General features: G+C 71.9%; 17 protein-coding genes. 7 read left to right on the forward strand and 10 right to left on the reverse strand.

Going from position 1 to position 22,416, the window contains the following annotated elements:
• Window positions 1–127: 127 nt before the first annotated feature.
• Window positions 128–1,354, forward strand: a complete 1,227-nt coding sequence (locus ACLJQZ_RS30900) for a TetR/AcrR family transcriptional regulator (protein ID WP_410623363.1) — start codon at window positions 128–130, stop codon at window positions 1,352–1,354.
• Here ACLJQZ_RS30900 and ACLJQZ_RS30905 read toward each other — a convergent pair.
• Window positions 1,301–2,512 (reverse strand): oxygenase MpaB family protein, encoded by a 1,212-nt coding sequence (locus ACLJQZ_RS30905; RefSeq protein WP_410623364.1) that lies wholly within the window; start codon window positions 2,510–2,512, stop codon window positions 1,301–1,303. The genes ACLJQZ_RS30900 and ACLJQZ_RS30905 overlap by 54 nt on opposite strands.
• A 183-nt stretch (window positions 2,513–2,695) precedes the next feature.
• On the opposite strand from ACLJQZ_RS30905, the gene ACLJQZ_RS30910 reads away from it, so the two are divergent.
• Window positions 2,696–3,859 (forward strand): acyl-CoA dehydrogenase family protein, encoded by a 1,164-nt coding sequence (locus tag ACLJQZ_RS30910; RefSeq protein ID WP_410623365.1) that lies wholly within the window; start codon window positions 2,696–2,698, stop codon window positions 3,857–3,859.
• Window positions 3,860–3,879: 20 nt separating this feature from the next.
• On the opposite strand, the gene ACLJQZ_RS30915 is transcribed toward ACLJQZ_RS30910, so the two are convergent.
• The 3 genes from ACLJQZ_RS30915 to lanKC all read right to left on the reverse strand — a co-directional run bounded on the left by ACLJQZ_RS30915 (window position 3,880) and on the right by lanKC (window position 8,604).
• Entirely contained in the window at window positions 3,880–4,488 is a 609-nt protein-coding gene (locus tag ACLJQZ_RS30915) for a class I SAM-dependent DNA methyltransferase (RefSeq protein WP_410623366.1), read from the reverse strand.
• A gap of 50 nt (window positions 4,489–4,538) precedes the next feature.
• Complete coding sequence (locus tag ACLJQZ_RS30920) at window positions 4,539–5,783, reverse strand: MFS transporter (RefSeq protein ID WP_410623367.1); 1,245 nt, start codon at window positions 5,781–5,783, stop codon at window positions 4,539–4,541.
• A 205-nt stretch (window positions 5,784–5,988) separates the two neighbouring features.
• Window positions 5,989–8,604 (reverse strand): class III lanthionine synthetase LanKC, encoded by a 2,616-nt coding sequence (gene lanKC / locus ACLJQZ_RS30925; RefSeq protein WP_410623368.1) that lies wholly within the window; start codon window positions 8,602–8,604, stop codon window positions 5,989–5,991.
• Window positions 8,605–8,918: 314 nt separating this feature from the next.
• On the opposite strand from lanKC, the gene ACLJQZ_RS30930 reads away from it, so the two are divergent.
• Window positions 8,919–9,512 (forward strand): M15 family metallopeptidase, encoded by a 594-nt coding sequence (locus ACLJQZ_RS30930; protein ID WP_410623369.1) that lies wholly within the window; start codon window positions 8,919–8,921, stop codon window positions 9,510–9,512.
• A gap of 264 nt (window positions 9,513–9,776) precedes the next feature.
• Here ACLJQZ_RS30930 and ACLJQZ_RS30935 read toward each other — a convergent pair whose 3' ends face one another.
• Together ACLJQZ_RS30935 and ACLJQZ_RS30940 are read right to left on the reverse strand one after the other, a co-directional pair.
• On the reverse strand, window positions 9,777–10,808 hold the full coding sequence (locus ACLJQZ_RS30935; RefSeq protein ID WP_410623370.1) for an aldo/keto reductase: 1,032 nt from the start codon (window positions 10,806–10,808) through the stop codon (window positions 9,777–9,779).
• A gap of 64 nt (window positions 10,809–10,872) precedes the next feature.
• The gene (locus ACLJQZ_RS30940) at window positions 10,873–11,340 is read right to left on the reverse strand and encodes a VOC family protein (RefSeq protein WP_410623371.1); all 468 of its coding nucleotides are present in this window, start codon (window positions 11,338–11,340) and stop codon (window positions 10,873–10,875) included.
• Window positions 11,341–11,453: 113 nt separating this feature from the next.
• On the opposite strand from ACLJQZ_RS30940, the gene ACLJQZ_RS30945 reads away from it, so the two are divergent.
• Window positions 11,454–12,434: a helix-turn-helix transcriptional regulator gene (locus ACLJQZ_RS30945; protein ID WP_410623372.1), complete on the forward strand. Its 981-nt coding sequence runs from the start codon at window positions 11,454–11,456 to the stop codon at window positions 12,432–12,434.
• A 189-nt stretch (window positions 12,435–12,623) separates the two neighbouring features.
• Here the strand turns inward: ACLJQZ_RS30945 and ACLJQZ_RS30950 are convergent, their stop codons facing one another.
• Genes ACLJQZ_RS30950 through ACLJQZ_RS30960 form a run of 3 tightly spaced genes read right to left on the reverse strand, consistent with a single transcriptional unit; the run spans window position 12,624 to window position 16,233 of the window.
• Window positions 12,624–13,802, reverse strand: a complete 1,179-nt coding sequence (locus tag ACLJQZ_RS30950; protein ID WP_410623538.1) for a cytochrome P450 — start codon at window positions 13,800–13,802, stop codon at window positions 12,624–12,626.
• The gene (locus ACLJQZ_RS30955; RefSeq protein ID WP_410623373.1) at window positions 13,802–14,509 is read right to left on the reverse strand and encodes a thioesterase II family protein; all 708 of its coding nucleotides are present in this window, start codon (window positions 14,507–14,509) and stop codon (window positions 13,802–13,804) included. Before ACLJQZ_RS30955 ends, ACLJQZ_RS30950 begins: the two co-directional genes overlap by 1 nt.
• Complete coding sequence (locus ACLJQZ_RS30960; RefSeq protein ID WP_410623374.1) at window positions 14,506–16,233, reverse strand: non-ribosomal peptide synthetase; 1,728 nt, start codon at window positions 16,231–16,233, stop codon at window positions 14,506–14,508. The genes ACLJQZ_RS30955 and ACLJQZ_RS30960 overlap by 4 nt, the downstream gene beginning before the upstream one ends.
• A gap of 687 nt (window positions 16,234–16,920) precedes the next feature.
• Between ACLJQZ_RS30960 and ACLJQZ_RS30965 the strand changes: the two genes are divergently transcribed.
• Window positions 16,921–17,700: a class I SAM-dependent methyltransferase gene (locus ACLJQZ_RS30965; protein WP_410623375.1), complete on the forward strand. Its 780-nt coding sequence runs from the start codon at window positions 16,921–16,923 to the stop codon at window positions 17,698–17,700.
• Window positions 17,701–17,878: 178 nt separating this feature from the next.
• Window positions 17,879–19,465 carry a benzoylformate decarboxylase gene (mdlC, locus tag ACLJQZ_RS30970; protein ID WP_410623376.1) on the forward strand — a complete coding sequence of 529 codons (1,587 nt, stop codon included), beginning with the start codon at window positions 17,879–17,881 and terminating at the stop codon, window positions 19,463–19,465.
• A 188-nt stretch (window positions 19,466–19,653) separates the two neighbouring features.
• Here the strand turns inward: mdlC and ACLJQZ_RS30975 are convergent, their stop codons facing one another.
• Window positions 19,654–20,664: an ABC transporter substrate-binding protein gene (locus ACLJQZ_RS30975; RefSeq protein WP_326951569.1), complete on the reverse strand. Its 1,011-nt coding sequence runs from the start codon at window positions 20,662–20,664 to the stop codon at window positions 19,654–19,656.
• 662 nt (window positions 20,665–21,326) lie between these two features.
• Here ACLJQZ_RS30975 and ACLJQZ_RS30980 point away from each other — a divergent pair.
• Window positions 21,327–22,322 carry a YncE family protein gene (locus ACLJQZ_RS30980; protein WP_410623377.1) on the forward strand — a complete coding sequence of 332 codons (996 nt, stop codon included), beginning with the start codon at window positions 21,327–21,329 and terminating at the stop codon, window positions 22,320–22,322.
• Window positions 22,323–22,416 lie beyond the last annotated feature (94 nt).

Below are 22,416 nucleotides of genomic sequence, written 5' to 3' on the forward strand. Positions count from 1 at the left end.
CAATCGACAATCGCATGGGAGGCGGCCAGGGGACGTCCGGGTCGTGCTGATCCCGGGCCCTCGGTCCGGCTCGTGATTGACTGGCACGCATGGCCCTGCACCCGCGTCCGCTCGCCCGGGTCCGCCGATGACCGCCGAGTCGCCCGCGGCCACCCGGCCGCGCAACCGCAAGCAGCTCATCGTCGAAGCGGCGGGCCGGGTGTTCAGCGAGCGCGGCTACCACGCCGCGTCCATGGAGGAGATCGCCACCACGGTGGGCATCACCGCGGCGGCGCTGTACCGGCACTTCCCGAACAAGTACGCGTTGTTCGCCGAGTGCGCGAACGTCATGGTGGACCGGCTCGTCGCCGCGGTCGACGAGGTGCCGCCCGAAGCGGCCTTGGCGGACGTGCTCGCCGCCGTCACCCGGGTCACCGTCGCCCATCGCGCGGCGGGCGGGCTGTACCGGTGGGAGGCGCGGTACCTCGACCGCGGCGACCGCCGGGTCCTCCGGGCGAAGTTCGCGCACGTCGTCGCGCGGGTGACCGGGGTGGTGCGGCGTGAGCACCCGCTGCCGGACGAGCACCTGCGGGCCGCTGCGGCCCTCGGCGCGATCGCGTCGGTCACGATGCACCGCACCTCGATCGCCCCGCGCCGGGCCGAGGACCTGCTGCTGGCGGCCGCCTTGCGCGTGGCCGCGACCAGCCCCGCGGCGGCCGTCGGGAGCGCGCGCGCCGTCGAGCTGCCCGTCCTGCCCGTGCCGCGCACCCGGCGCGCGGAGATCCTCGCCGCCGCCGTCCCGCTGTTCGAACGGGACGGCTTCGCCACCGTCACGAACGGCCGGATCGCCGAGGCCGCGGGCCTGGTCCCGTCGACGATCTACCGCCACTTCCCCGCCAAGGCCGACATCCTGGCCGCGGCCTGCCTGCAGGCCGCGGGGCTGCTGGCCCAAGCGGTGGAACAGAACCTGCACGGGGTGGCCGGCCCGTACGACGCCGTCGTCGCACTGGCGGCGACGTACGTGGCCTACAGCTTCGAGCACACCGCGCTCACCAGCGTCGCCGACGCCGAGGTCGCCGGCCTGCCGGCCGCCCTGCAGCGCCCGCTGGCCGTCGCGCAGCGCGAGCACATCGCCGTCTGGGAGCAGCAACTGCGGCTGGCCCGCCCGGACCTCGATCCGCGCCAGGCCCGGGCCCTGGTGCACGCGGGGTTCGGCGTGGTGGTCGAGGCCGGACGGCGACTGCGGTGGCAGGACGGCCCGGACCACCGCGCCGCCGTCACCGCGTTGGTCGTCGGGGCGCTGGGACTCCCGGCGCGCCGGTCAGGCGCCGGGCCGGTTCGCGGTGGGGATCACGATGGTGGTGCTCGTCGGTGACGTCCCGTTGTTGAGGAACAACATCGCCAGCGCGCGCACGAACTGGTCGAACATGTAGAACCCGACGGGCAGGACGGGCAACAGCCCCTCCCGGAACGCGATGTAGGCCGGCCACCCGGTGCGGACCAGGGTGGCCGCCGCGTAGTCGCGGGGCAGGGAGAGCCAGTCGCCGATCTTGTCGTTCAGCACGTAGCGCACGAACTCGTTCAGGAATCCGCGTGTGACACCCAAATCGACCTGCGCGGTCAGGCCGAGCAGGTCCTTGGCCAGTTCCTTGCCCTCGGTCGTCGGGGCGAGGATCGGCGTGAGCGCGTACGCCGACTGCGCGTTCGCGTCGGCCCACGTCTGGGGGATGAACTCGTCTCGCACGCCGAGCAGGTGGATGGCGACCTGCCACATGTGCAGGAAGGCGTCCTCTTCCGCGGCCGTCATCGGGACCCTCCACTCGACCAGCTTCCGGTGCACGAAGGTGCCCAGGCTGTGGAAGGTGACCAGGATGTCGCCGTTGCTGATCGGGATCGGCGTGTCGGTGGCCGCCCGCCAGTGCGCCGACCGCGGCAGCAGGTGACGCACCGCGGCGTGCACCAGCCGCGTCTTGTTGGCGGTGACGACGAACTGACCGGTGGGTTCGTAGGCGGTCAGCTCGCTCAGGTCGTAGCCGAACGTGAACGTCTTGGCCGCGCGGTCCTTCATGTTGGCACCGCCCGCGGACCAGTAGACCGACTCGGCCTCACGCGGGATGACCGTGCTCATGATGCCGCTGCCGAGGCCGTACAGCATGAACAGGTAGGTGTCCTTGCGCCGGTTGAAGTCGGCGGCGAGCCGGAGCTTGGCGCGGTCGGCCCAGGCGGGCAGGGTCGCGGCCTGCTGAAGGTGGGCGGCGAGGGCGGCCGGCAGGCTGCCGGGCAGCGGGTCGTCGTTGTTCGCCCACGACGCCAGCGCGGTGTTGACCGCCGGGACCTGGCCGTTGTCGAGCAGCGCCGCCACCAGACCGTCGACCGGGTCGTCCCAGACCTGCCACGGGTCGGCTCCCGTGCCGGTTCCGGCCACCGACCCCGTCGACGACCAGGCCCACGCGGGGGCGGCCGTGCTCGCCACACCCGCGAGCCCCAGCGCCGCGCCGAGGGACAAGACACTCCTTCTGCTGAGATTGCTCATTTACATACCTGCTTCCTTGGAGGCATCTCCGTGCATCTCTGCTGTCTGGCCTGGACTTGGTGCCACGACTTCGTGTTCGAGCTTGTCTACAAGTGCGATTCCTCGTTAACATATCGAAGCGGGGTGCCGGTCAGCAAGGCCGGCGCCGGCCGGAACCGGTTCGCAGGCGTCGAAGGAGTTCGTGTGACCACAGTCAGCCCGGCCAAGCGGTCGCTCTACGACCAGGACCACGAGCTCCTGCGGGACACGGTCCGCGCGTTCGTCGACAAGCACGCCGCGCCCCACGCCGAACGGTGGCGGGCGGCGGGCAAGGTCGACCGCGAGCTCTTCCGGGAGGCCGCCCGCGCCGGGATCCTCGGCTTTTCCATCCCCGAGGAGTACGGCGGGGGCGGGATCACCGACTACCGCTTCAACGCCGTGATCGGCGAGGAGTTCTCGCGTTACCCCGTGTCGGACGGGCTCGCCTGCGTGGCGCTGTCCAACGACATCGTCGTGCCCTACTTCACCGACCTGACCGACGACGAGCAGAAAGCCCGCTGGCTGCCCGGTATCGCCGCCGGCGAGCTGGTCGTCGCGGTCGCGATGACCGAGCCCGGCACCGGCAGCGACCTGGCGGGGATCAGCACCACCGCCGTCCGCGACGGCGACGGCTACGTGGTCGACGGCAGCAAGGTCTTCATCTCCAACGGCCAGAACGCCGACCTCGTCGTCACCGCGGTCCGGACCGGCCCGGACCGTCACGGCGGGCTCAGCCTGCTGGTCGTCGAGGCCGATCGGGCCGGCTTCTCCCGCGGCCGCAACCTGGAGAAGATCGGCCTGCACGCCCAGGACACCAGCGAGATCTTCTTCCAGGGCGTCCGGGTGCCCGCCGCCAACCGGCTCGGCGCGGAGGGGGCGGGCTTCGCCGGCCTGATGCGCAACCTGCCGCAGGAGCGGATCTCGATCGCCGCCAACGCCGTCGCTTCGTCCGAGGGCGTGCTGGAGCGCACCCTGGACTACGTCAAGCAGCGCGAGGCGTTCGGCAAGCCGATCGGATCGTTCCAGAACACGCGCTTCGAGCTGGCGGAAATGGTCACCGCCGTGCGGGTGAGCCGCAGCTACATCGACGACCTGCTCGCCAGGCATTCCCGCGGCGAACTGTCCGCAGTGGACGCCGCGGCGGCGAAGTTCTGGACCACGGAACAGTACGTCGACATCGTCGGGCGGTGCCTGCAGCTGCACGGCGGTTACGGCTACATGCTCGAATACCGCATCGCGCACGACTACCTCGACTCACGCGTCTCCACCATCTACGGCGGCACCACGGAGATCATGAAGGAGATCGTCGGCCGCGACCTGGGCCTGTGAGTCTCGCTTCGCCCGGGACGCTAAGACTCGCGGCGTGCGAAGAGAACCGCTCCCGGTTTCTCGTCCGGGTGCAGCAGAAACTGGGCCTCGATCGCGAAACCGGCTTCGCGCAGCCAGGTGGCCACCTGCTCCGGCCGGCGGAGGTGCTCGGTTTCCGACGGTGATCCGTCGCCGACGTGGAATCCCAGTTGCAGTGGCCCGCCCGGCCGCAGTGCTCGGTGGAAGTGCCCGAACACGGCCGGCACCTCGTCGTCGGGGATGTGGATCAACGACCACCAGGCGATCAGGCCGGCCACCGAGGCGTCGGGCAGGGCCAGGTCCGTCATCGAGCCCACTTCGAACCGCAGGCCGGGGTGGTCGCGCCGGGCCACGTCGATCATCCCGGGGGAGAGGTCGACGCCGAACGCGTCGACGCCGAGTTCGTGCAGGTGGGCGGTGACGTATCCGGGTCCGCAGCCGACGTCCGCCACCGGTCCGCCGCCGGCGGCCCGCACGTTGCCGGCGAACAGCGCGAGAGCCGTTCGCAGGTACGGCTGCTCGGTCAAGAGATCGCGCACTTGGTCGGCGTAGCGGACGGCGATGGTGTCGTACGAGGTCCGGATGTCGCCCAGCCAGTCGTCGGTGCCCATGATCCGCACGGTAGCCCACGATCCGGCGCCGGCGACCGGAATGCCGGATCTCAAGCCGCGTCCGGCGATGTCCCTGCTCGGCTCCGGCGCGACACCCACAGCAGCACCAAGGCCGCGAAACCGTCGAGTGCGACGCAGATCCAGATGCCGTCGCGGGTGCCGAACGACTCGGCGAGCACGCCGCCGGCGACGGCGCCCAGTGTGCCGGCGAACGTGCTCGTCGTCGCCAGGAGCGTGGCCACCCGGCCGAAGAACTCGTCGCCGATGTCGGCACCGAGCATCGTGATCAGGCCGATGTTCGCCAGTGCCCCGAAGAACGCCGGCGCCGCGATCCCGAACGCGGTCGCCACCAGTACCCACGCGGTCGGACCGCCGGCCGCGGGCAGGGCCGCGGTGGTGACCGCCGCGGCCGGCAGGCCGACCAGCACCAGCCGCCGGGGCGCGACGCCGCGGGAGATCAGCCGCGGGGCCAGCAGCGCGCCGCCGGCCCCCAGCAACGTGGCCGCGACCGTCGGCACCGTGAACAGGGCGACCGGCAGGTCAAGGTCGTCGAGAAGGAAGATCGCCCGCTGCGCCAGGACGCCGCTCGAGGCGACACCGCCGATCAGCAGGTAGACCACGAAGCCCGTGAGCACGGGATGCCCGCGCAGGACGCGCAGTCCGTCGGCGAACTCGCGCCGGAACCCGGCCTTCCGGTCCGCCGTCCCGACGCGCCGGTCGGGCGAGCGCAGCGACAGCAGGGCCCCGGCGCTGACCAGGTAGGTCAGCGCGTCGACGAGGAACAGCAAGGGCACGGCGAGGGCCGCGGCGAGGGGGCCGGCCACCGAGCCGGCCGCCGATCTCGAAAACAGCTCGCCGGCCTGCAGCCGGGCCCGTGCCGTCCCGATGTCCGACACCCCCAGGCCGTGCAGGTGCGGGAAGTACAGGCCCTCCATCACGATCCCGACCGTGCCGAGGACGAAGTTGAGGGCGGCCAGCACGGCGACGCCCATGACGCCGGTGAGGCCGGCGACCGCGGTGGCGCCGACCGCGCCCGCCGCGATCAGGTCGGCCGCGATCAGGGTCCGGCGGGGCCGGTTCACCCGGTCGAGCAGCACGCCGATGACCGGGCCGAAGAGCAGCATCGGCACCACGCCGGCCCCGACGATCAGCGCGACCCCGACCGGCCCGGCGTGGAGCACCACGACGGCGATGACCGACATCGCGGTGGCCGTCAGGGTGCCGCCGAACACCGAGGTCACCTGTCCGGCCAGCAACCGGCGAAGGTCCTGGGCCGTGCTGGAGATCGTGGTCATGACGCCCCCTTTCCGAGGAGAGCCGGGTGCGGAGCAGGTCGCTCCGCACCCGGCGGTGCGGTGCTCGATCAGCCGTTGCTGCACACGATGCTGAAGCTGCTGGCGAAGCCCAGCACGTCCTCGGCGGTCGAATCCGTCAGAATCTGCAGGTTCAGGACCTCGGTCATGGTTACCTCCCCTCATGAGTCGGTGATCGGTACAGTCCTCAGTGGACCATCGAGGACTGGCTGACAGGCGGTGCTTCCACGGTCGTTTCGGCGACCGCCTGGTCGAGGGTGAACAGCAGGTCACGCCGGCGCGTGAGCATGCGTTCCAGCGCGAGCAGGACACCAGCGGACCCGCTCCACAGTTCCGCGCTCAGCCGGTGCCCGTAGCCGCCGGTCCAGCGCACCCCCGAGGAATGGGGCACCGCGTACTTGAACAGCGCGCGGCCCGCGTCGATCTCGGCGTCGTGCAGTTCGGGCCGGTCGTGCAGGCCGGCGATCTCCCCTTGCACGAAAGCGAGTCCGGCCTGCCCGGGGAACAGGCCACCGGCGACGGTGAACCGGATGGTCAGCGTCCGCAGGCAGCGCTCGAGCACGACGGCGAGGTCCGGCTCGTCGACGCAGGTGAGGTACCGGGCGAGGACGTGCGCGTAGCCCGCGCTGCCGATGTGCAGGTAGTCCAGGTTGCGACTGTCCACTGTGGACCCACGGAAGCCTGTCGCGTCGTTGTCCATGGGCAGGGCGTACTTCAGCTCGTCGCGCAGGAGCTTGGTCCCCCGGATGAGGTGCTCGGTGTCCCCGGTGAACCGGCCCAGGTAGTACAGGGCGAGCGCGACTCCCGGGCGGCCTTGGGCAAGCCCGGAGGCTTCGTGGGCGCCCAGCCGCCCGGCCAGCGACTCGTCGTCGGGCACCCGGCCGAGCAGCTCTTCCGCGCGATCGAGGTGGCTCTTGTCGCCGGTGCGGCAGTAGACCGAAAGCTCGGCCATGGCGACACCGGCGGCGCCGCCCGCCAGGGTCGCCGATCGCGTGGCGAGCGGGTGGTCCGCCGCCGCGGTCAGCAACGTCGAAGCGGCTTCGTGCTCACCGAGGTCGTCGAGCACCCAGGCGATGCCGGCGTTGCCGAAGAACAGGCCGGGCGCGGTGTCCGTCCGCGCGGCGAGGGAGTCGTCACGCAGCCGCGTGACGATCGACCGCTCGACGGGCCGGCCGGCCGCGAGCAGGGCGTGCACCACCCCGGCGGTGCCGTAGGCGACGCAGCGGAGGTTGGCCCGGTACCCGTCCGGAATGGACGGATAGATCCGGTCGCGGTGGTCGTGCTCCGCCATGGCCGTCAGCGCGTCGGCGGTGCGGTCGCGCAGCCACCGCAGGTGCGTCAGCGGGGCGTCGGCGACTTCGGCCGGGCTGGGCAACGCCGGCCGGCCCGGCCGCGGGCGGAACCTGGTCGCCGCGCGCCACAGCTCACACGGTACCGGCCCCAGCTCGGCCAGTCCGGCGTGCACGTGGTCGAGGACGTCCGGGCTGCGTTCGGCGATCGAGTGCACCGGGAAGAGCAGCAGCTGGATCAGTGCCGCGACGGCGTATTCGTCGTAGTGCCGCGGGTCGAGCGAGGCGCGCTTGCGCGGATCGGTGGCTTCCGGCGGGGTGAAGCCGGGCGTGCCGATCAGCCCGACCTCCTCGCCGATCCGCCGCACGGTCTCGAAGTCGATCAACCGGACGTGATCGTCCTCGTCGACCAGGACGTTGCCCGGGCTGAGGTCCGCGAACACGGAGCCGAGCGCGTGCAGCCGGTCGACGGCCGCCCGGATCTGCTTCGCGATGGAGAGGCAACGCCGGTAGTAGCCGGCGAACGCGCGCGGTGACTGCCCGACCCGGATGGCGGGGGAATGGGTGACGACCCAGTTGTTCAGCGCGATTCCCGGGACGAGCTCGGTCGCCAGGTAGGTGTGCTCCCAATGGGTGAACAAGTCCAGCGGCTCCGGGCCCAGCCCCGGCGCGACGGCGTGGAGGGCCCGCAGCGTGAGGTACTCGCGTTCGAGGGCGGCGCGTGCGTCGACGGATTCACTGGTGTACCCGTTGCACGCCCGGGCTTCCTTGAGGAACGCGGGAGTGCCGTCGGGGCCGTGGGCGCGGTACGCCCCACCGGCGTTGCTGTGCCGGACGACGGCGTCGAACGTGAACCCGTTGAGCGTGACCGCGCCTTCGTGGGGCTGAGGTGCGGCTTCGGTGAACGGATCGGTCATGCCGGCGGGCAGCCGGAACGCGGGGACGCGTTCGTCCGGGATCGCCTGTCCGTCCGGCGTGACCATGACCAGGGTGCTGGTGCCGTCCGCTTCCAGCCGCTCCTGGCGGCGGAACGCGCCGTACCGGTAGGAGACGCACCGCGAAGCGCCGAACCGCCGATCGGTGAGGACGAACGGCCCGGCGACGCCGGCGAGGTCGCGTTCCAGGCGGCGCAGCAGCTCGCCGGCCACGCGCTCGTCCGGTGGGTAGAGCGTGCAGAACTTGCCGCTCTGCACCCGGCTGGAGTGCTTGCTGTGCAGCCACAGGAAGTAGTTCCGCCCGGCGAGGTGCTTGAACGCGACGCCGAACTCGACGCACGCCGCGGCGACGACGTCCACGACCACGGACGCGTTCGCGGCGGCCGTGGAAACGTGGATCTTCCAGCCCTGGCCGGGTAACTCCGTGCCGGGCGGCGTCCACGACGCCCACACGTCGTGGGCCGAGTGCGTCCAGTCTTCCGGCAGGCCGGCGGGGGAGTAGCGCGGCCCGGCGTCGGCCGCCGCGACCGGTGCGTAGAAATCGGGATCCGCGAGAGTGAAGTGCAGGTCGTAGCGCACCCGCCGCCCCTTTCCTGCTCGGCGCCCCGGAATGTGGAGCCCTTGTCGAGAGGGATCGTGGCAACCGGCGTCGACAGTCCGTCGACAGTCCGTCGACATCCGCCATGCCCGGAGCTACCCGGCCGCGGCGGAAACCGGGCCAGAGCCGGAGAACCGGCCCGGCTGTGGCGAATCCGACTCCGGCTAAGCCGAACCGCGGGGCCAGGCGTGGTGGCTTCATGAGACCGAGAACAAAAGTCTTCGCTGTCATCACGTTCCTACTGTCCGTGGTCTTCGCCGGTGCCACGCCGGCGCCGGCCGCCACGGTTCAGACCGTGGAAGTCGCCGCGCCGGTGGCCGGCGGCCTCCCGCCTTACGTCGCCTTCATCAGACCGGTCACCGCGCAGCGGCTCGCTTCCAGCTGGCACGAGGGCTGCCCCGTCGGTCCCGACCAGCTGCGGCTGATGAGCTTGCGGTTCTTCGGCTTCGACGGCGCGGTGCACCAGGGTGAACTGGTCGTCAACGCCGATCGCGCCGTCGAAGTCGCCTACGCCTTCGCCGACCTGTACGCCGCCCGGTTCCCGATCGAGCGGATGGAGACCGTGGAGAAGTACGGCTCCGACGACGACGCGTCGATGGCGGCGAACAACACCTCGGCGTTCAACTGCCGGGCGATCACCGGCGGCACCGCGTGGTCCAACCACTCCTACGGGCGCGCCATCGACGTCAACACCGTGCAGAACCCCTACATCTCCGGCAGTGGCGCGGTCTACCCGCCCAACGGCGCGCCCTACGCCGACCGCACGCAGAGTGTGCCGGGCATGATCCACGCGGGCGACACCACCGAGCGCGCGTTCAGCACCCGCGGCTGGACCTGGGGCGGCTCCTGGGACACCCCGATCGACTACCAGCATTTCGAGAAGCCCTGACACCGTAAGGAAAACCGAAGGAGCGGAACACGCCCAGGATCGCCGCCGGACGGGTCGGCGGCGGCCCTGGGCGGGTCGTCGTGGCGGCAGCGGGCCGCGCGGCGCTAGGGTGTTTCCCTTGGCGAGAAGGGGAACGACCTCACGGAGGGCAGCGAGGTGTTCTCGCTGCTGCGGAACAGCTCCTTGCCGAAGGAGGCGTACCTGGACCGGCACTTCGACACCGGCGGGGAACACCAGAGCGCGCGCTGACCGGCCGAGCCGGCGTCAAGATCGGTGCGCCGCCGCGCGCCGGCGGAGTTCCGGGTGCGCGAGTGCCGGTGGGACGTAGGCGACGTCGATCGGTCCGACGTCCGTTCCCGGCGGGACGATCTCGTCGATGCGGTCGAGCAGGTCGTCGTCGAGGCGCGTGCCGGCGCCCGCGAGCAGGTCGTCGAGCTGCTCGGGCGTGCGTGGGCCGATGATCGCCGACGTGACCGCCGGGTGGGCGGCCACGAACGCCAGCGCGAGGTGGGGCAGCGACAGCCCGGCCTGGTCGGCGACGCCGGCGAGGGCTTCGACGGCGTCGAGCTTGCGTTCGTCGGTCAGGTGCCGCCCCGCCCAGTGCAGCCGGCCGGCCGAGGCCGTTTCCGCGCTGCCCTTGCGGAGACGCCCGGCGAGCAGGCCCATCGCCAGCGGGCTCCACACCAGGACACCCAGCCCGTACCGCTCGCAGACCGGCAGGATCTCGCGTTCGATCCCGCGGTTGAGGATCGAGTAGTGCGGCTGTTCGGACCGGAAGCGGGCCAGCCGGCTGCGCTGCGCCACCCACTGGGCCTCGACGATGTCCGACGCGGGCAGGTTGGAGTGACCGATCGCGCGGACCTTGCCCGCACGCAGCAGGTCGGTCAGCGCGCCGAGGGTTTCCTCGACGTCGGTGCCGGGCTCGGGGTGGTGGGCCTGGTAGAGGTCGATGTGGTCGACACCCAGCCGCCGCAGCGATCCTTCGACGGCGGACACGATCCACCGGCGGGAACTGCCGCGTTCGTTGGGGCCGGAACCCATCGGGCCGTTGAACTTCGTGGCCAGGACGACGTCGTTGCGGCGGCCGCGCAAGGCTTTCCCGACGATCTTCTCGGATTCGCCGTCGCCGCCGTAGACGTCGGCGGTGTCGATGACGGTGATGCCGCCGTCGAGGGCGCGGTGGACGATGCGCACGCAGTCGTCGGGATCGGGATTGCCGTACGGCCCGAACATCATCGTGCCCAGGGCGTAGGCGCTGACCTGGATGCCGGTCCGGCCGAGCGGGCGGGTCTGCATGGGTTTCTCCGGTGGGGGGTGCGGGGAGTGCGGCCGGGACCCGGCCGCACTCCCCGCGGGGTGGTCAGGCCTGGGCGTACTCGGCCGCGACGTCGACGATCCAGGTGACGCCGAAGCGGTCGGCGAGCATCCCGAAGGCGGGCGCCCACGGGGCCGGGCCGAACGCCTCGATCACGGTCGCGCCCTTGGCGAGGCCCTCCCACACGGGGGTGACCTCGTCGACGCTGCCGCCGCGGACGGAGAGGAAGAACGGCTCCGTGGTGATCGTGGTGCCGTTTTCGCGACGCGTGGTGGGCGCGCCCGGGCCGGCCGGCGTGTGCTCGCCGGGCACGTCGTAGGCCATGACCCGGAAGCCGTTTTCGGCGACGACCTGGCCGAACACGACGCGGTCGGCGCCGGGCACGTCGGCGGGCATCCCGAAGTCGGCGTAGGTGGCGACGGTGAGCTGCCCGCCGAACACCGACTGGTAGAACTCCAGGGCTTCGCGAGCCTGGCCGTGGAAGTTCAGGTGGGTGACAGCGTTGAGCGACATGGTGTTCCGGTCCTTCACGAGTGGTTCCCGGCGCCGGAGGTTTCCGGCGACAGGAACGACGATGTCAGCAGTAGCGGTCAGGGAACGTCCGCTACTTGTGGCATGGTGAAACCATGCCGATCGCCTCCTCGACGACCACCTCCAGCCGGCTGCTGTCGCTGCTGTCCATGCTGCAGGCCCGCCGTGACTGGCCGGGCGGCCTGCTCGCCGAGCGGCTGGGCGTCAGCGAGCGGACCGTGCGCCGCGACGTCGACCGGCTGCGCGAGCTGGGCTATCCCGTCCACGCGGTCAAGGGCCCCGACGGCGGCTACCGGCTCGAAGCTGGCAGTCAGCTGCCGCCTCTGTTGTTCGACGAGGAGCAAGCGGTCGCGCTCACGGTGGCGCTGCGGATCGCCGTCGGCACCGGCGCGGGCATCGAGGAGGCGGCCGCACGGGCCCTGACCACGGTGCGGCAGGTGCTGCCGTCACGGCTGCGGCAGCGCGTCGACGCCCTCGAGCTCAGCGCGGCCGGCCCCGGCGGACCCCAGGTCGACACCGGGGTGCTGCTCACGCTGAGCGCCGCGGTCCGCGCGGGGGAGGAGCTGCGGTTCGGCTACCGCTCGCCGGGGCGCCCCGAAGACGCCGAGCCGGGCCCGCCGCGGCGAGTGCAGCCCCACCACCTGGTGGTGCGGGCCGGGCGCTGGTACGTCGTCGGCTGGGATCCCGACCGCGAAGACTGGCGGACCTACCGCGCCGACCGGATGACACCGCGGGTCCCGAACGGGCCGCGGTTCGCGCCCCGCGAAGTGCCGGGCGGCGACGTGGCCGCGTTCCTGTCGGCCCGGTTCAAGGGATCCGGGAGCGCGGACGCCTGGCCCTGCCGCGGCGAGGTGATCCTCGACCTGCCGGTGGCGGAGGTGGCTCCGTTCGCCGGCGACGGCGTCGTCGAGGAGTTCGGCGCGGCCCGGACCAGGCTGACGTCGGGCTCCTGGTCCTGGGCCGCCCTCGCCGCGGCGCTGGCCCGCTTCGACACCGAGATCGAGGTGATCGCCCCGTCGCAGCTGCGTACGGCGTTCGCGGAGCTGTCCCGCCGGGCCGGCCGCGCCGCCGGTTAGTGTCGTGCGTCTGAGGTTCGTCGACGGGGTCCGGGCGATGCGCCCCAATGTGGCGTTGGGTGCGTTGGACGCACCGAACGCCACATTGGGTGCGTTGGACGCACCCAACGCCACATTGGGGCGTTTGGGGCCGGGACGCTCCCGGAGGTCGCGGCCCGGCTGGGGGACTCGCGACGCGACACCAGGCGGTCAGGCCGAGTGCAGGCGCACCGGCAGTTCGCGCACACCCCAGGTGAAGTTCGACGCCGTGTAGCGGGGCTCGCCCACGATGTCCACGGCCGTCACCCGGTTCAGCAGCTCCTCCAGGAACACGGTCAGTTCCAGGCGGGCCAGGCGCGCCCCCAGGCACTGGTGGCGGCCGCCGCCGAAGGCGAGGTGGCGGTTGGGCGTGCGGTCCACCCGGAAGCGGCCGGCGTCGCCGAACTCGGCGTCGTCGCGGTTGGCGGAGACGTTCCACAGGGTCACCCGGTCGCCCGCGGCGATGTCGACGCCGCCGATCGTGGTGGGCGCGGTCGCGGTGCGCAGCACGTGCACGCCGGGGGTGGTCCAGCGCAGGACCTCCTCGACCGCGCTCGGCAGCAGCCCGGGGTCGGCACGCAGCGCGGCCCACTGGTCCGGGTGCTCGATCAGGGCGAGGACGGCGCCGGCCGCGGAGTAGCGCGTGGTCTCGTTGCCGCCCGCGAGGACACCGTTGCAGTTCACCACGATCTCGGTGTCGGTCAGCGGCCGCTTCGTGCCGTCCGCCGTGGACCGCCGGTCGGCGGCGATGCGGCTGACGAAGTCGTCGCCCGGGTGCTCCCGGCGGTCGAGCACCAGTTCCGAGAAGTACAGGAAGATCTCGGCGTGCGCGGCGAGCCGGCTCTGTTCGTCCTCGCCCTCGAAGGCGTCGTTCATCGTGCCGCCGAGCCAGTCCCACTCCTCACGCGGCACGCCCATCAGCGCGCACACCACGCGGGTCGGCAGCCGGCGCGCGGTCTCCACGACGTCCACCTCGCCCGCGGCGACGGCGTCGTCGAGCAGGCCACGCACCACGGTGCGCACCAGGTCCTCCGCGTGCGGGATCGCGGCGGGCGAGAAACCCTTGGCCAGCACGGTCTTCAGCTGCGCGTGGTCCGGCTGGTCGGAGACGATCAGCATCTGCCCGGTCACGGCGTCCACCGCGGTCTGGTTGGTGCCCAGCCGCATCCCGTGCCGGGAGCTGAACCCGGCCGCGTCGCGGTAGACCGACAGCACGTCGGCGTACCGGCTGACCACCCAGAATCCGCCGTGGGCGTCGGGGTGCCGGCTCACCGGGTCGTGTTCGCGCAGCCACGCGAAGTGCGGCCAGAATTCGGTGCCGGCGAAGCTCAGGTCGTCGGTCAGGTCCATCAGCACAGCAGGCTCCCCAGCGCGGGCACGGTTTCGTCGGCGAGGTCGGTCAGGAAGGTGTGGCTCCCGGCGAAGGCGCGCCGGGTGGTGCCGGCGGTGCTGTAGCCGGCCCAGCCGTCGAGCAGGTGTCCCGGCACGACCTCGTCCAGGTCGCCGGACCAGGCGTGGATCGGGCAGTCCACCTGGAACTTCTCGGCGAGCACGTGGGTGTCGGCGAGCTTGTCGTCCCGGCGCAGCACGTCGAGCAGGAACTCCTGGCTGTCCTCGTCGAGATCGCGGAGCTCGGGCGGGCCGGAGACGAACAGGTCGCGCAGGATCTGCTCGTCGATGACCAGGTGCTCGGCGGCCGACCGGTTGCCCGGCGGCTCGGTCGCGGCGAGCACGAGCGCGTCCGGCCCCACCGCCCGCGCGAGCTCGTAGGCGAGCAGGCCGCCGAAGCTCTCGCCGACGATGACGAGCGGCGCGCCCGCCCGGAGCTCGGCGAGGTCCGCGGCGACGGCGGCGACGGCGTCGGCGAAGGTCGCCGGATGCTCTTCGGCGAACCGGTTCTCCCGCCCGGGAAGCTGCACGCCGACCACCGAGACGGCCAGCCCGAGCCGGGCCTGCCAGCCGCGGAAGCGGTTGCAGCCGGAGCCGCCGGGCGGCGCGCAGACCAGGGTCGGGCGGCCGGCGGGGGAGGGGTGCCACGGCACCACCCAGGCGCTCACGCGGACACCGCCGCGAGCAGGTCCAGCTCCCGGGCCAGCGCGGCCGGGTTGGGGTTGCCCAGCAGCAACGGGATCGACGCCCGCAGCCCGGTCCGCTTGCGCAGCGTGGCCACCATCCGGGCGGCGAGCAGCGAGTGGCCGCCGAGCTCGAAGAAGTCGGCGGCCACGTCGGCCACCGGCTGGTCGAGCACCTCGGCGAAGACGGCGCAGACCTCGTGTTCGCGGGCGGTGGCCGGCGCCCGGCCCGCGGGGCGCGCCGCGTCGGCGGCCACCGCGAGCGCGTCCCGGTCGACCTTGCCGCGGTCGGTGTAGGGCAACGCGGGTACGAAGTCCACTGTGGACGGCAGCAGGTGCTCGGGCAGGAACGTCCGGCAGTGCTCGCGCACGAGCAGGGCGCCGGCGACCGGGTCGTGCCCGTCGGCGAGCACGGCGGCGACACCGAGGGTGCCGCCCGCGGTCCGCACGAACGCCGTGGCCGCGAGCACGGCCGGCAGCTGCTCGACGACCCGCTCGAGCTCGCCGAGCTCGATCCGGAACCCGCGCACCTTGACCTGGGTGTCGAGCCGGCCGAGGAACTCGAGCTGCCCGTCCGGGCGGGCGAGGACCTCGTCACCGGTGCGGAACAGCCGTTCGCCGTCCACGGTGACGAACCGGCGCGCGGTGAGGTCGGGGTCGCCACGGTAGCCCCGGGCGAGCGCGGGGCCGCCGAGGCACAGCTCGCCGCGGGTGCCCGCGGGCACCGGTCGCAGGCCGTCGTCGAGCACCCGGGCCAGGTAGCCGGGCAGCGGGCGCCCGATGGTCGTGACGTCGTCGCCGCGGGCGCTGTCGGCGCAGGTCGCGGCGATCGTGGCCTCGGTGGGGCCGTAGACGTTCAGCACCCGGTGCCGGGCCAGCAGCACCTCGAGCAGCCCGCGCGGGCAGCGTTCCCCGGCGACCACCACGACCTCGGCCCCGGCGAGCGCGTCGGCGCAGGAGGCCAGCAGCGACGGGGTGAGGCTGGCCGTGCGCGGCGCGATCGCGGCGATCCGGCCGGCGAGGTCGACGTGCTCGCCGTCGTCGGCGAGGTCGAGGATCGCCGTGCCGATCCCGTTCAGCAGGTGCAGCAGCACGCACCAGAGCCAGCCGTCGAACGCGGGCGAAAGCGGGTTGATCCCCAGGCCGCCCGGTCCGATGTGGAGGGTGCTCATGGCGCCCAGCGCGGTTTCCAGGCCCGCGTAGGTGACTTCGACGCCCTTCGGCTGCCCCGCGCTGCCCGAAGTGTGGATGAGGTAGGCGATCTCGCCCCCGGCCGCGGCGAACGCGCCGCCCCGGGCGCTCTCCGGGTCGAGCACGAGCAGGTCGGCCGGCGCACCCGGCGGCCGCCGGCCGAGGATCAGCGACACGCCGGCGTCGGCGAGCACGTCGGCGGTCCGGGCGGCCGGGTGCCGCTCGTCCAGCGGCGCCGCCGTCGCGCCGAGGCGCCACACGGCGAGCAGGCTCGCCACGGCCAGCCGGGACCGTCCGGTGGTCAGCGCGACGGTGGTGCCCGGTCCCGCACCGGCGGCCGCCAGCGCCCCGGCGATCGCCGTCGTCCGCTCGGCCAGGCCGGCGAAGTCGAGCACGCCGTCCGGCGCGGAGCACGCCGTGGCGGTGGGCCGCTCGGCCGCCCACCGCTCGACCGCGGCCTCCAGCAACCCGATGCTCCTGCTTCGGGCGGCGTTCACCGGCAACGCGAGATCCGTCATCGTGCTGGAATCCATTCTTTCGGACGCGACAATGAAACCGACAAAGGGTGACCCGGCGCGTTCGTCGACGGGGGGTGATCGTCAGGACCGGGGAAGGGCCGACTGATCGCTGGAGAAGTTACGGTGAGATCGCGTCCGAAGCAATACCACTCGAAGGTGTTCGACCCTCTTCGCCTAGTCGGACTGTACGCAGCGCAACTGCTCCGAATGCGCCGCCGACCATGGTATGCGACCGTTCGTGGCAGGGTGGATAACCCGATTAGCGTAGGAGCGGTCGGATTCACCAATGATTTGACAGTATTGCGAAAAGTGACTATCCACATCGCGCGCCGCGCGAGTTTGTGACTGCCTGTGACAGTGATCGGCGGCGGCTGGTCCCAAGTTCCGGAACCGGCTCCCGCGCCTTGGATCGCCGCGGCGCTTTCCCGGTCGCCGGTCCGGCGTGGATAGTGCGGTAGCCGGCCGGGCAGTGATGCCCGTCACGTCCGGCGGCGGTGATTACGCCAGTCGGTCCAATTCGGAGCGTCGACGGCGGACCGCGACGACGGCTTTTGCGATCGCCGGCGCGTTCGGCAGGCCGGCTTTGTTCGAGGGCGCCGAAAAAAGGGGAGTTCGGGCCTGTCGGACGCGACGCGGCGAGCCGTACGATGCGGCGTCGCCCGATCTGATCGAATGAGGAAACACCGGATGTCACAGACCATCGGCTGGAACAACTTCGTCGACACCCAGGCGGAGGCCGAGCGCCGCCGGCTCGGCCTGCTGGAGAAGAGCTTCGACCCGTTCAGCTTCCGGCAGCTCGAAAGCCTCGGGGTGCGGCGGGGGTGGCGGTGCCTGGAGGTCGGCGCCGGAGCGGGTTCGGTGGCCGACAGGATGGCCGACCTGGCCGGCCCGGAGAACGTGGTGGCGACGGACCTCAGCCTCGCGTTCCTCGGCCCGCTCGCCGACCGCGGGGTGACCGTGCTGCACCACGACGTCACCACGGACGACGCGCCCGGGGAGTTCGACGTCATCCACACCCGGTTCGTGCTGGAGCACCTGCCCGCGCGCGACGCCGTGATCAAGCGGTTGTCGTCGTGGCTCAAGCCCGGTGGGTGGCTGCTCATCGAGATCGGTGTCACGCTGCCCGAGCTGTCCTCGCACCCGGCGACCCGCCAGACCATGGCGGCGCTCGCGCGGGTCATGGCGGACCGGGTCGGTACCGCCCCGGAGTGGGGCCGCACCCTGCCGGTCGCGCTGGAGGCGGCCGGCCTGCTCGAGTGCGCCGCGGAGGGCGTGGTCCTGCCGGCGCGGGGCGGGCAGCCGCTGGCGGGCTGGCTCAAGGGCACGACGAAGCTCGTCGAGGAGCACGCGCTCGCCACCGGGCTGGTCACCCGGGAGGTGCTCGACGAGGCGTACGCGGTGTACGAGGATCCGTCCTTTGTGGACTACAGCTGGATGACCGTCGGCGCGCGCGGCCGCCGGGGCTGAGCGAACCCATCCCTTCGGTGGCCGGGGGAGTGGTCTCGACCACGACCCCGCCCCGACCGGCGTGCACGAAGAGCACGTCTCCGATTGCCGTCAGTGATAACGCAAACACGCGGCCCAGCGCGGTACCGGGCGGCCCTTTGGGGGTTTCCTTCGCGAAGCTAAGCGTTAGTCTGTGGGCATGATCAAGCGCACGGTCCTCGACGCCACCCGTGAACTCCTCCGCGAACTCGGCCTCACCACGGTGTTCGGGAACCCCGGCACCACCGAGGTCCCGTTCCTGACCGACTGGCCGGACGACTTCGACTACATCCTCGGGCTACAGGAATCCGCCGTCGTGGCGATGGCCGAGGCCTATTCCCAAGCGGCCCGCAAAGCCGTGCTCGTCAACCTGCACTCCGCCGGCGGCGTCGGGCACGGTCTCGGCAGCCTTTACACCGCCTACAAGAACCGGACGCCGCTGATCATCGTCGCCGGGCAGCAGAGCCGCTCGCTGCTGCCGCACGATCCCTTCCTCGGCGCGATGGACGCCCCCGAATTCCCGAAGCCGTACGTGAAGTGGTCGATCGAACCCGCGACGGCCGAGGACGTCCCGGCCGCACTGGCGCGGGCCTACCACGTCGCGACGCAGGCGCCGTCCGGTCCGGTCTTCGTGTCCGTCCCGGCCGACGACTGGACCGCCACCACCGAACGCCCGATGATCAGCCGGTCGCGGATCCGTGGCTTCGCACCGGATCCCGAAGCCGTCGCCGAACTCGCCGCCGCGCTGGAGGCCGCCGAACGGCCCGCCATCGTCGTCGGCGGGGCCGTCGACCAGGACGGTGCCGTCGAGGAGACCGTCGCCCTCGCCGAGCGCGTCCGGGCCGGCGTGTGGGTCGCGCCGATGTCGTCCCGGTGCTCGTTCCCCGAGAACCACCCGCTGTTCCAAGGGTTCCTGGACCCCGAGCGCGGCGCGATCTCGGACAAGCTGGCCGCGCACGACCTCGTCGTCGTGCTCGGCGCACCCGCTTTCACCTACCACGTCGACCGCGGTCGCGGGGAGGCTCCGCTGCCGTCGCTGTTCATCGTCAGCGACGACGAGCAGATCCTGGCGCGGGCCTTCGAAGGCACCGGCATCCGCGCCACGCCGAAGCTCGGCATCCGCGCGCTCGTCGACGCCGTCGGCGAGACGAGCCGGCCCGCGCCCGCGCCGTTGGAGCGGCCCGCGAAGCCGAGCAGCGAGAAGCTGACCGGCGAGTTCGTCTACTCGACGCTCACGGACCTGTTGCCGGACAACGCGATCGTCGTCGAGGAGGCCCCCAGCCACCGCGGGGTGATGCACGACCACCTGCCGATCACCGCGACCGACACGGGCTTCCTGACGGTCGCCAGCGGCACGCTCGGCTACGGCGTCCCGGGTGTGGTCGGCGCGGCGCTCGCCCGGCCGGACCGAAAGGTGATCGGTGTGGTCGGTGACGGCTCGAGCATGTACGGCATCCAGGCGCTCTGGACGGCCGCGCGTCAGGAGCTGCCGGTGACGATCCTGATCCTGGACAACACCGAGTACGCGGCGGTCCGCATCTTCGGCGACTCGATCGGTGGCGGGAAGCTGCCGGGCACCGTGCTGGGCGGCATCGACTTCGCCGCACTGGCGTCGAGCATGGGCTGCCAGGGTGTGACGATCTCGGAGCCGTCCGGCCTGGTTCCCGGCCTGACGGCGGCGTTCGCCGACTCGCGCCCGACGCTGGTGCACATCCGCGTCACCTCGGCGGAGAAGTCGCCGTACTGACGCACCGGCGTCGCCGCTGAGTCCCTCGGTTCCGCCAGAACGCCCGTCTTCCGCAGCACATACCGGCTGCGGAAGGCGGGCGTTCCTGTGTGGAGCGTGGCTCCTGCTACGCAAAGCGGCCTGGCCGGCTTCCTCCCAGAGCAGGGGAAGCCGGCCAGGCCGGTGAGTCCGCGGAAGCGGTTGCTACCTCAGCTGGTCACCTGCGGGGCGATCATCGAGGCGGCGTCCACGGCGGTCGTGATCGCGCCCATCTGGAGCATCAGGTCGGGCACGCGCTGGAGGCGCCGGGCGTCCAGCTTGGCGACGAAGGCGGGCAGGTTGAGCAGCTTCGCCGTGCCTTCGTCGATCTTGGCGTACTTGACCAGGATCGGCTCGACCTTGGACCGGTCGTTGGTCGTGTCACTGGTGGCCTTCGCCATCGCGCGCTGGAAGGCGGCCAGGGTCTTCGGGTTCGCCTGCACCCACTTCCGGGTCGAGGCGTATCCCGAAAGCGGGAAGTCCTGGGTGGCGCCGGTGTTGACGTCGACCACCGGGATCGCGCCCGCGGACTTGGCGGCCTGCGAGAGGAACGGCTCGGGCAGCAAGGCCGCGTCGACCTGACCCTGCTGCAGGGCCGCCGCGACGTTCGGGAACGGCATCTGGACCCAGTTCACCTTGGTGATGTCGACGCCGTGGTCCTTCATCTGGGACTTGGCCAGCAGGTCGCTCGCCGTGTTCTTGGCGGTCATCGCGATCTTCTTGCCCTCGAGGTCGTTGATCGACTTCACCGGCGAGTTCGGGACCGTGACGATCGAGACGGACTTCGGGCTGATCGACGTCGCGTCCGAGACGAACTGCAGGTCGGCCGCACCCGTGCTCTTCGCGACGAAGAACGGGAAGTAGCTCGAGATCGCGATGTCGGTTTCGCCGGAAATCGCCTTCGTCATGGCCGCCTGGCCACTCGCGGCCACAACGGCTTCGACCTCGAGGCCCTCGGCCTTGAAGTAGCCGTTGTCCTGGGCGAGCCACAGCGGAGCGGTGTCGACGGTGGGCAAGATCGCGACCTTGATCTTGGTCTTCTCCAGACCGCCGCCCCCAGTCGACGAGGCGTTCGAGCTGTCCGAGCCGAGCGAGCTGCACCCGGAGAGGGCGGTGGCGGCGACGGCGATGAGGGCGAGCCCGAGCGCGGCGCGGCGAGTGCGAACCCGGCCACCGCTCATGGCGTTTCCAAGCAAGGCTTGCTCCTTGAAGAAATTGACGGTTCGGGGACCGAATCCGATGGGAGTGCGTGACTCATTCTCGGGGAGTCACGCGGGCCACTGTAGAGGCGGTGACAGCTTGCTCACAACGGGTGGGGTCAATACTCGGGAGGATGACACACGTCACTTTTTTGGCCTTCGGTCTAGACTCACTGGTCCGTTCGTAGGAGCTGTTCACCCAGTGTAGGACGAAGATCGTGAATCTGAAACGTCAGGAACTCCCGGTGGTCGAGTGCGCCGGAGTGGGCCTGGACCAGGGCGGGTGTGGCCCGGACGGTCGCGTCCGGTGTGGACGGCGGGCGCGGCTGTGCGGCGGATCCCAGGTGGACGACTCGGTCGAAACAGGACGTTCCGGAACGGACAGTCACCGGACCGGGCGCGCCTTGTCCGATCGCGACAGATCGCTCGGAGGCGGGTTCCGTGCCCGGCCTCGACGTGCTGCGGACCCCGCCGCTCCCGAGGAGTCCATCGTGGCCACTGCCGGCCCTCGCCCGCGTCGATGAGCCACGGTCGTCGAGCCGGATCGGCTCCGACCTTACGGCCTCCTTACCGAACGCGGCACCGGCCCACCTGACCAGCGCGGGGTGCCTAACGTGGGCGGCCTTCGTCGAAAGGGGTTACCGGTGCGTTTCGCTCCGTGGTGCCTGGCCGCCGTCCTCCTCGCCGGCTGCTCGAGTCCGGTCGCGGACAAGCCCGCCGAGCTGCCGCCGGCCGCCGAACCCGCCGCCGCTCCCGGGGTGGCCCGGCCCCCGGCCGGCCAGGTCCTGCCGATCGGCGCGGCCCCCGAAGGGGTCGTGGCCGACGCGCGCACCCACCTGGTCGCGGTCGGTGTCCGCGAGCCGAACGCGCTCGCCCTCGTCGACGCGCGGACCGGCCAGGTGGTGAAACGGGTGCCGCTGCCCGGCTGGCTGCGGCACCTCCAGCTGGCCGCGCCCGGTGGGCCGGTGCTGGTGCCCGACGAGACGTCCAACTCCCTGCTGACCATCGCCCTGCCCGGTGGTGAGGTGACCACGACGGTGGTGACCGGGGTGGTCCCGCACGACGCCACCCGGGCCGCCAACGGCTCGTACTTCGTGGCCAATGAGCTGGGCAAGAGCGTCGTCGTCGTCCGCGACGGGCACGTCGTGCACACCTTTCCCGACGTCACCCAGCCCGCCGGGCTCGCCGCGGTCGGCGACCTCGTCGGGCTGGTCGACGTCCGGCAGAACGACCTCACCGTCTACGACGCGGGGGCGTTGCGGCAGGTCGGGCGCGTGCCCGCCGGCGCAGGGCCCACGCACGTCCTCGCCGACAAGCGCGGTCACCTCGCCGTCGCCGACACCCGCGGCAACGCCGTGCTGCTCTACCAGCTCACCCCGCGGCTCGAGCAGATCGGGAAGCTGGCGCTGCCGGGAACGCCGTACGGGATCGCCTACGACGCCGTGCGCGACCGGATGTGGGTGACGCTGACCGCGCGCAACGAGGTGGTCGGCATCGACCTCTCCTCGGGTACGCCGACGGAGGTCATGCGGCTGCCGACGGTCCGGCAGCCGAACACGGTCAGCGTGGATTCGTCGACGGGGCGGCTGTTCGTCACCGGCACGGCCGACGGCGTCCTCGAGCTGATCGACCCGCGCTGACCGTTGTGCACAGTGGACAGTCGGCCGGGCCGTAACGCTCAGGTAAGGATCATCGGCGCCGTGACGTGGGACGCTCGACGTATCACCGAATCAG

Source organism: Amycolatopsis sp. cmx-8-4, from assembly GCF_046548675.1.
Taxonomy (GTDB): Bacteria; Actinomycetota; Actinomycetes; order Mycobacteriales; family Pseudonocardiaceae; genus Amycolatopsis.

Bases quoted from the DNA above. Each gene is read 5' to 3' on its own strand.
- ACLJQZ_RS30920 (WP_410623367.1), bottom strand. From the start codon at position 5,783: ATGACCACGATCTCCAGCACGGCCCAGGACCTTCGCCGGTTGCTGGCC.
- ACLJQZ_RS30935 (WP_410623370.1), bottom strand. From the start codon at position 10,808: ATGCAGACCCGCCCGCTCGGCCGGACCGGCATCCAGGTCAGCGCCTAC.
- ACLJQZ_RS30905 (WP_410623364.1), bottom strand. From the start codon at position 2,512: ATGAGCAATCTCAGCAGAAGGAGTGTCTTGTCCCTCGGCGCGGCGCTG.
- mdlC (WP_410623376.1), top strand. From the start codon at position 17,879: ATGATCAAGCGCACGGTCCTCGACGCCACCCGTGAACTCCTCCGCGAA.
- ACLJQZ_RS30960 (WP_410623374.1), bottom strand. From the start codon at position 16,233: ATGACGGATCTCGCGTTGCCGGTGAACGCCGCCCGAAGCAGGAGCATC.
- ACLJQZ_RS30965 (WP_410623375.1), top strand. From the start codon at position 16,921: ATGTCACAGACCATCGGCTGGAACAACTTCGTCGACACCCAGGCGGAG.
- ACLJQZ_RS30950 (WP_410623538.1), bottom strand. From the start codon at position 13,802: ATGGACCTGACCGACGACCTGAGCTTCGCCGGCACCGAATTCTGGCCG.
- ACLJQZ_RS30945 (WP_410623372.1), top strand. From the start codon at position 11,454: ATGCCGATCGCCTCCTCGACGACCACCTCCAGCCGGCTGCTGTCGCTG.
- ACLJQZ_RS30915 (WP_410623366.1), bottom strand. From the start codon at position 4,488: ATGGGCACCGACGACTGGCTGGGCGACATCCGGACCTCGTACGACACC.
- ACLJQZ_RS30900 (WP_410623363.1), top strand. From the start codon at position 128: ATGACCGCCGAGTCGCCCGCGGCCACCCGGCCGCGCAACCGCAAGCAG.
- ACLJQZ_RS30975 (WP_326951569.1), bottom strand. From the start codon at position 20,664: ATGAGCGGTGGCCGGGTTCGCACTCGCCGCGCCGCGCTCGGGCTCGCC.
- ACLJQZ_RS30940 (WP_410623371.1), bottom strand. From the start codon at position 11,340: ATGTCGCTCAACGCTGTCACCCACCTGAACTTCCACGGCCAGGCTCGC.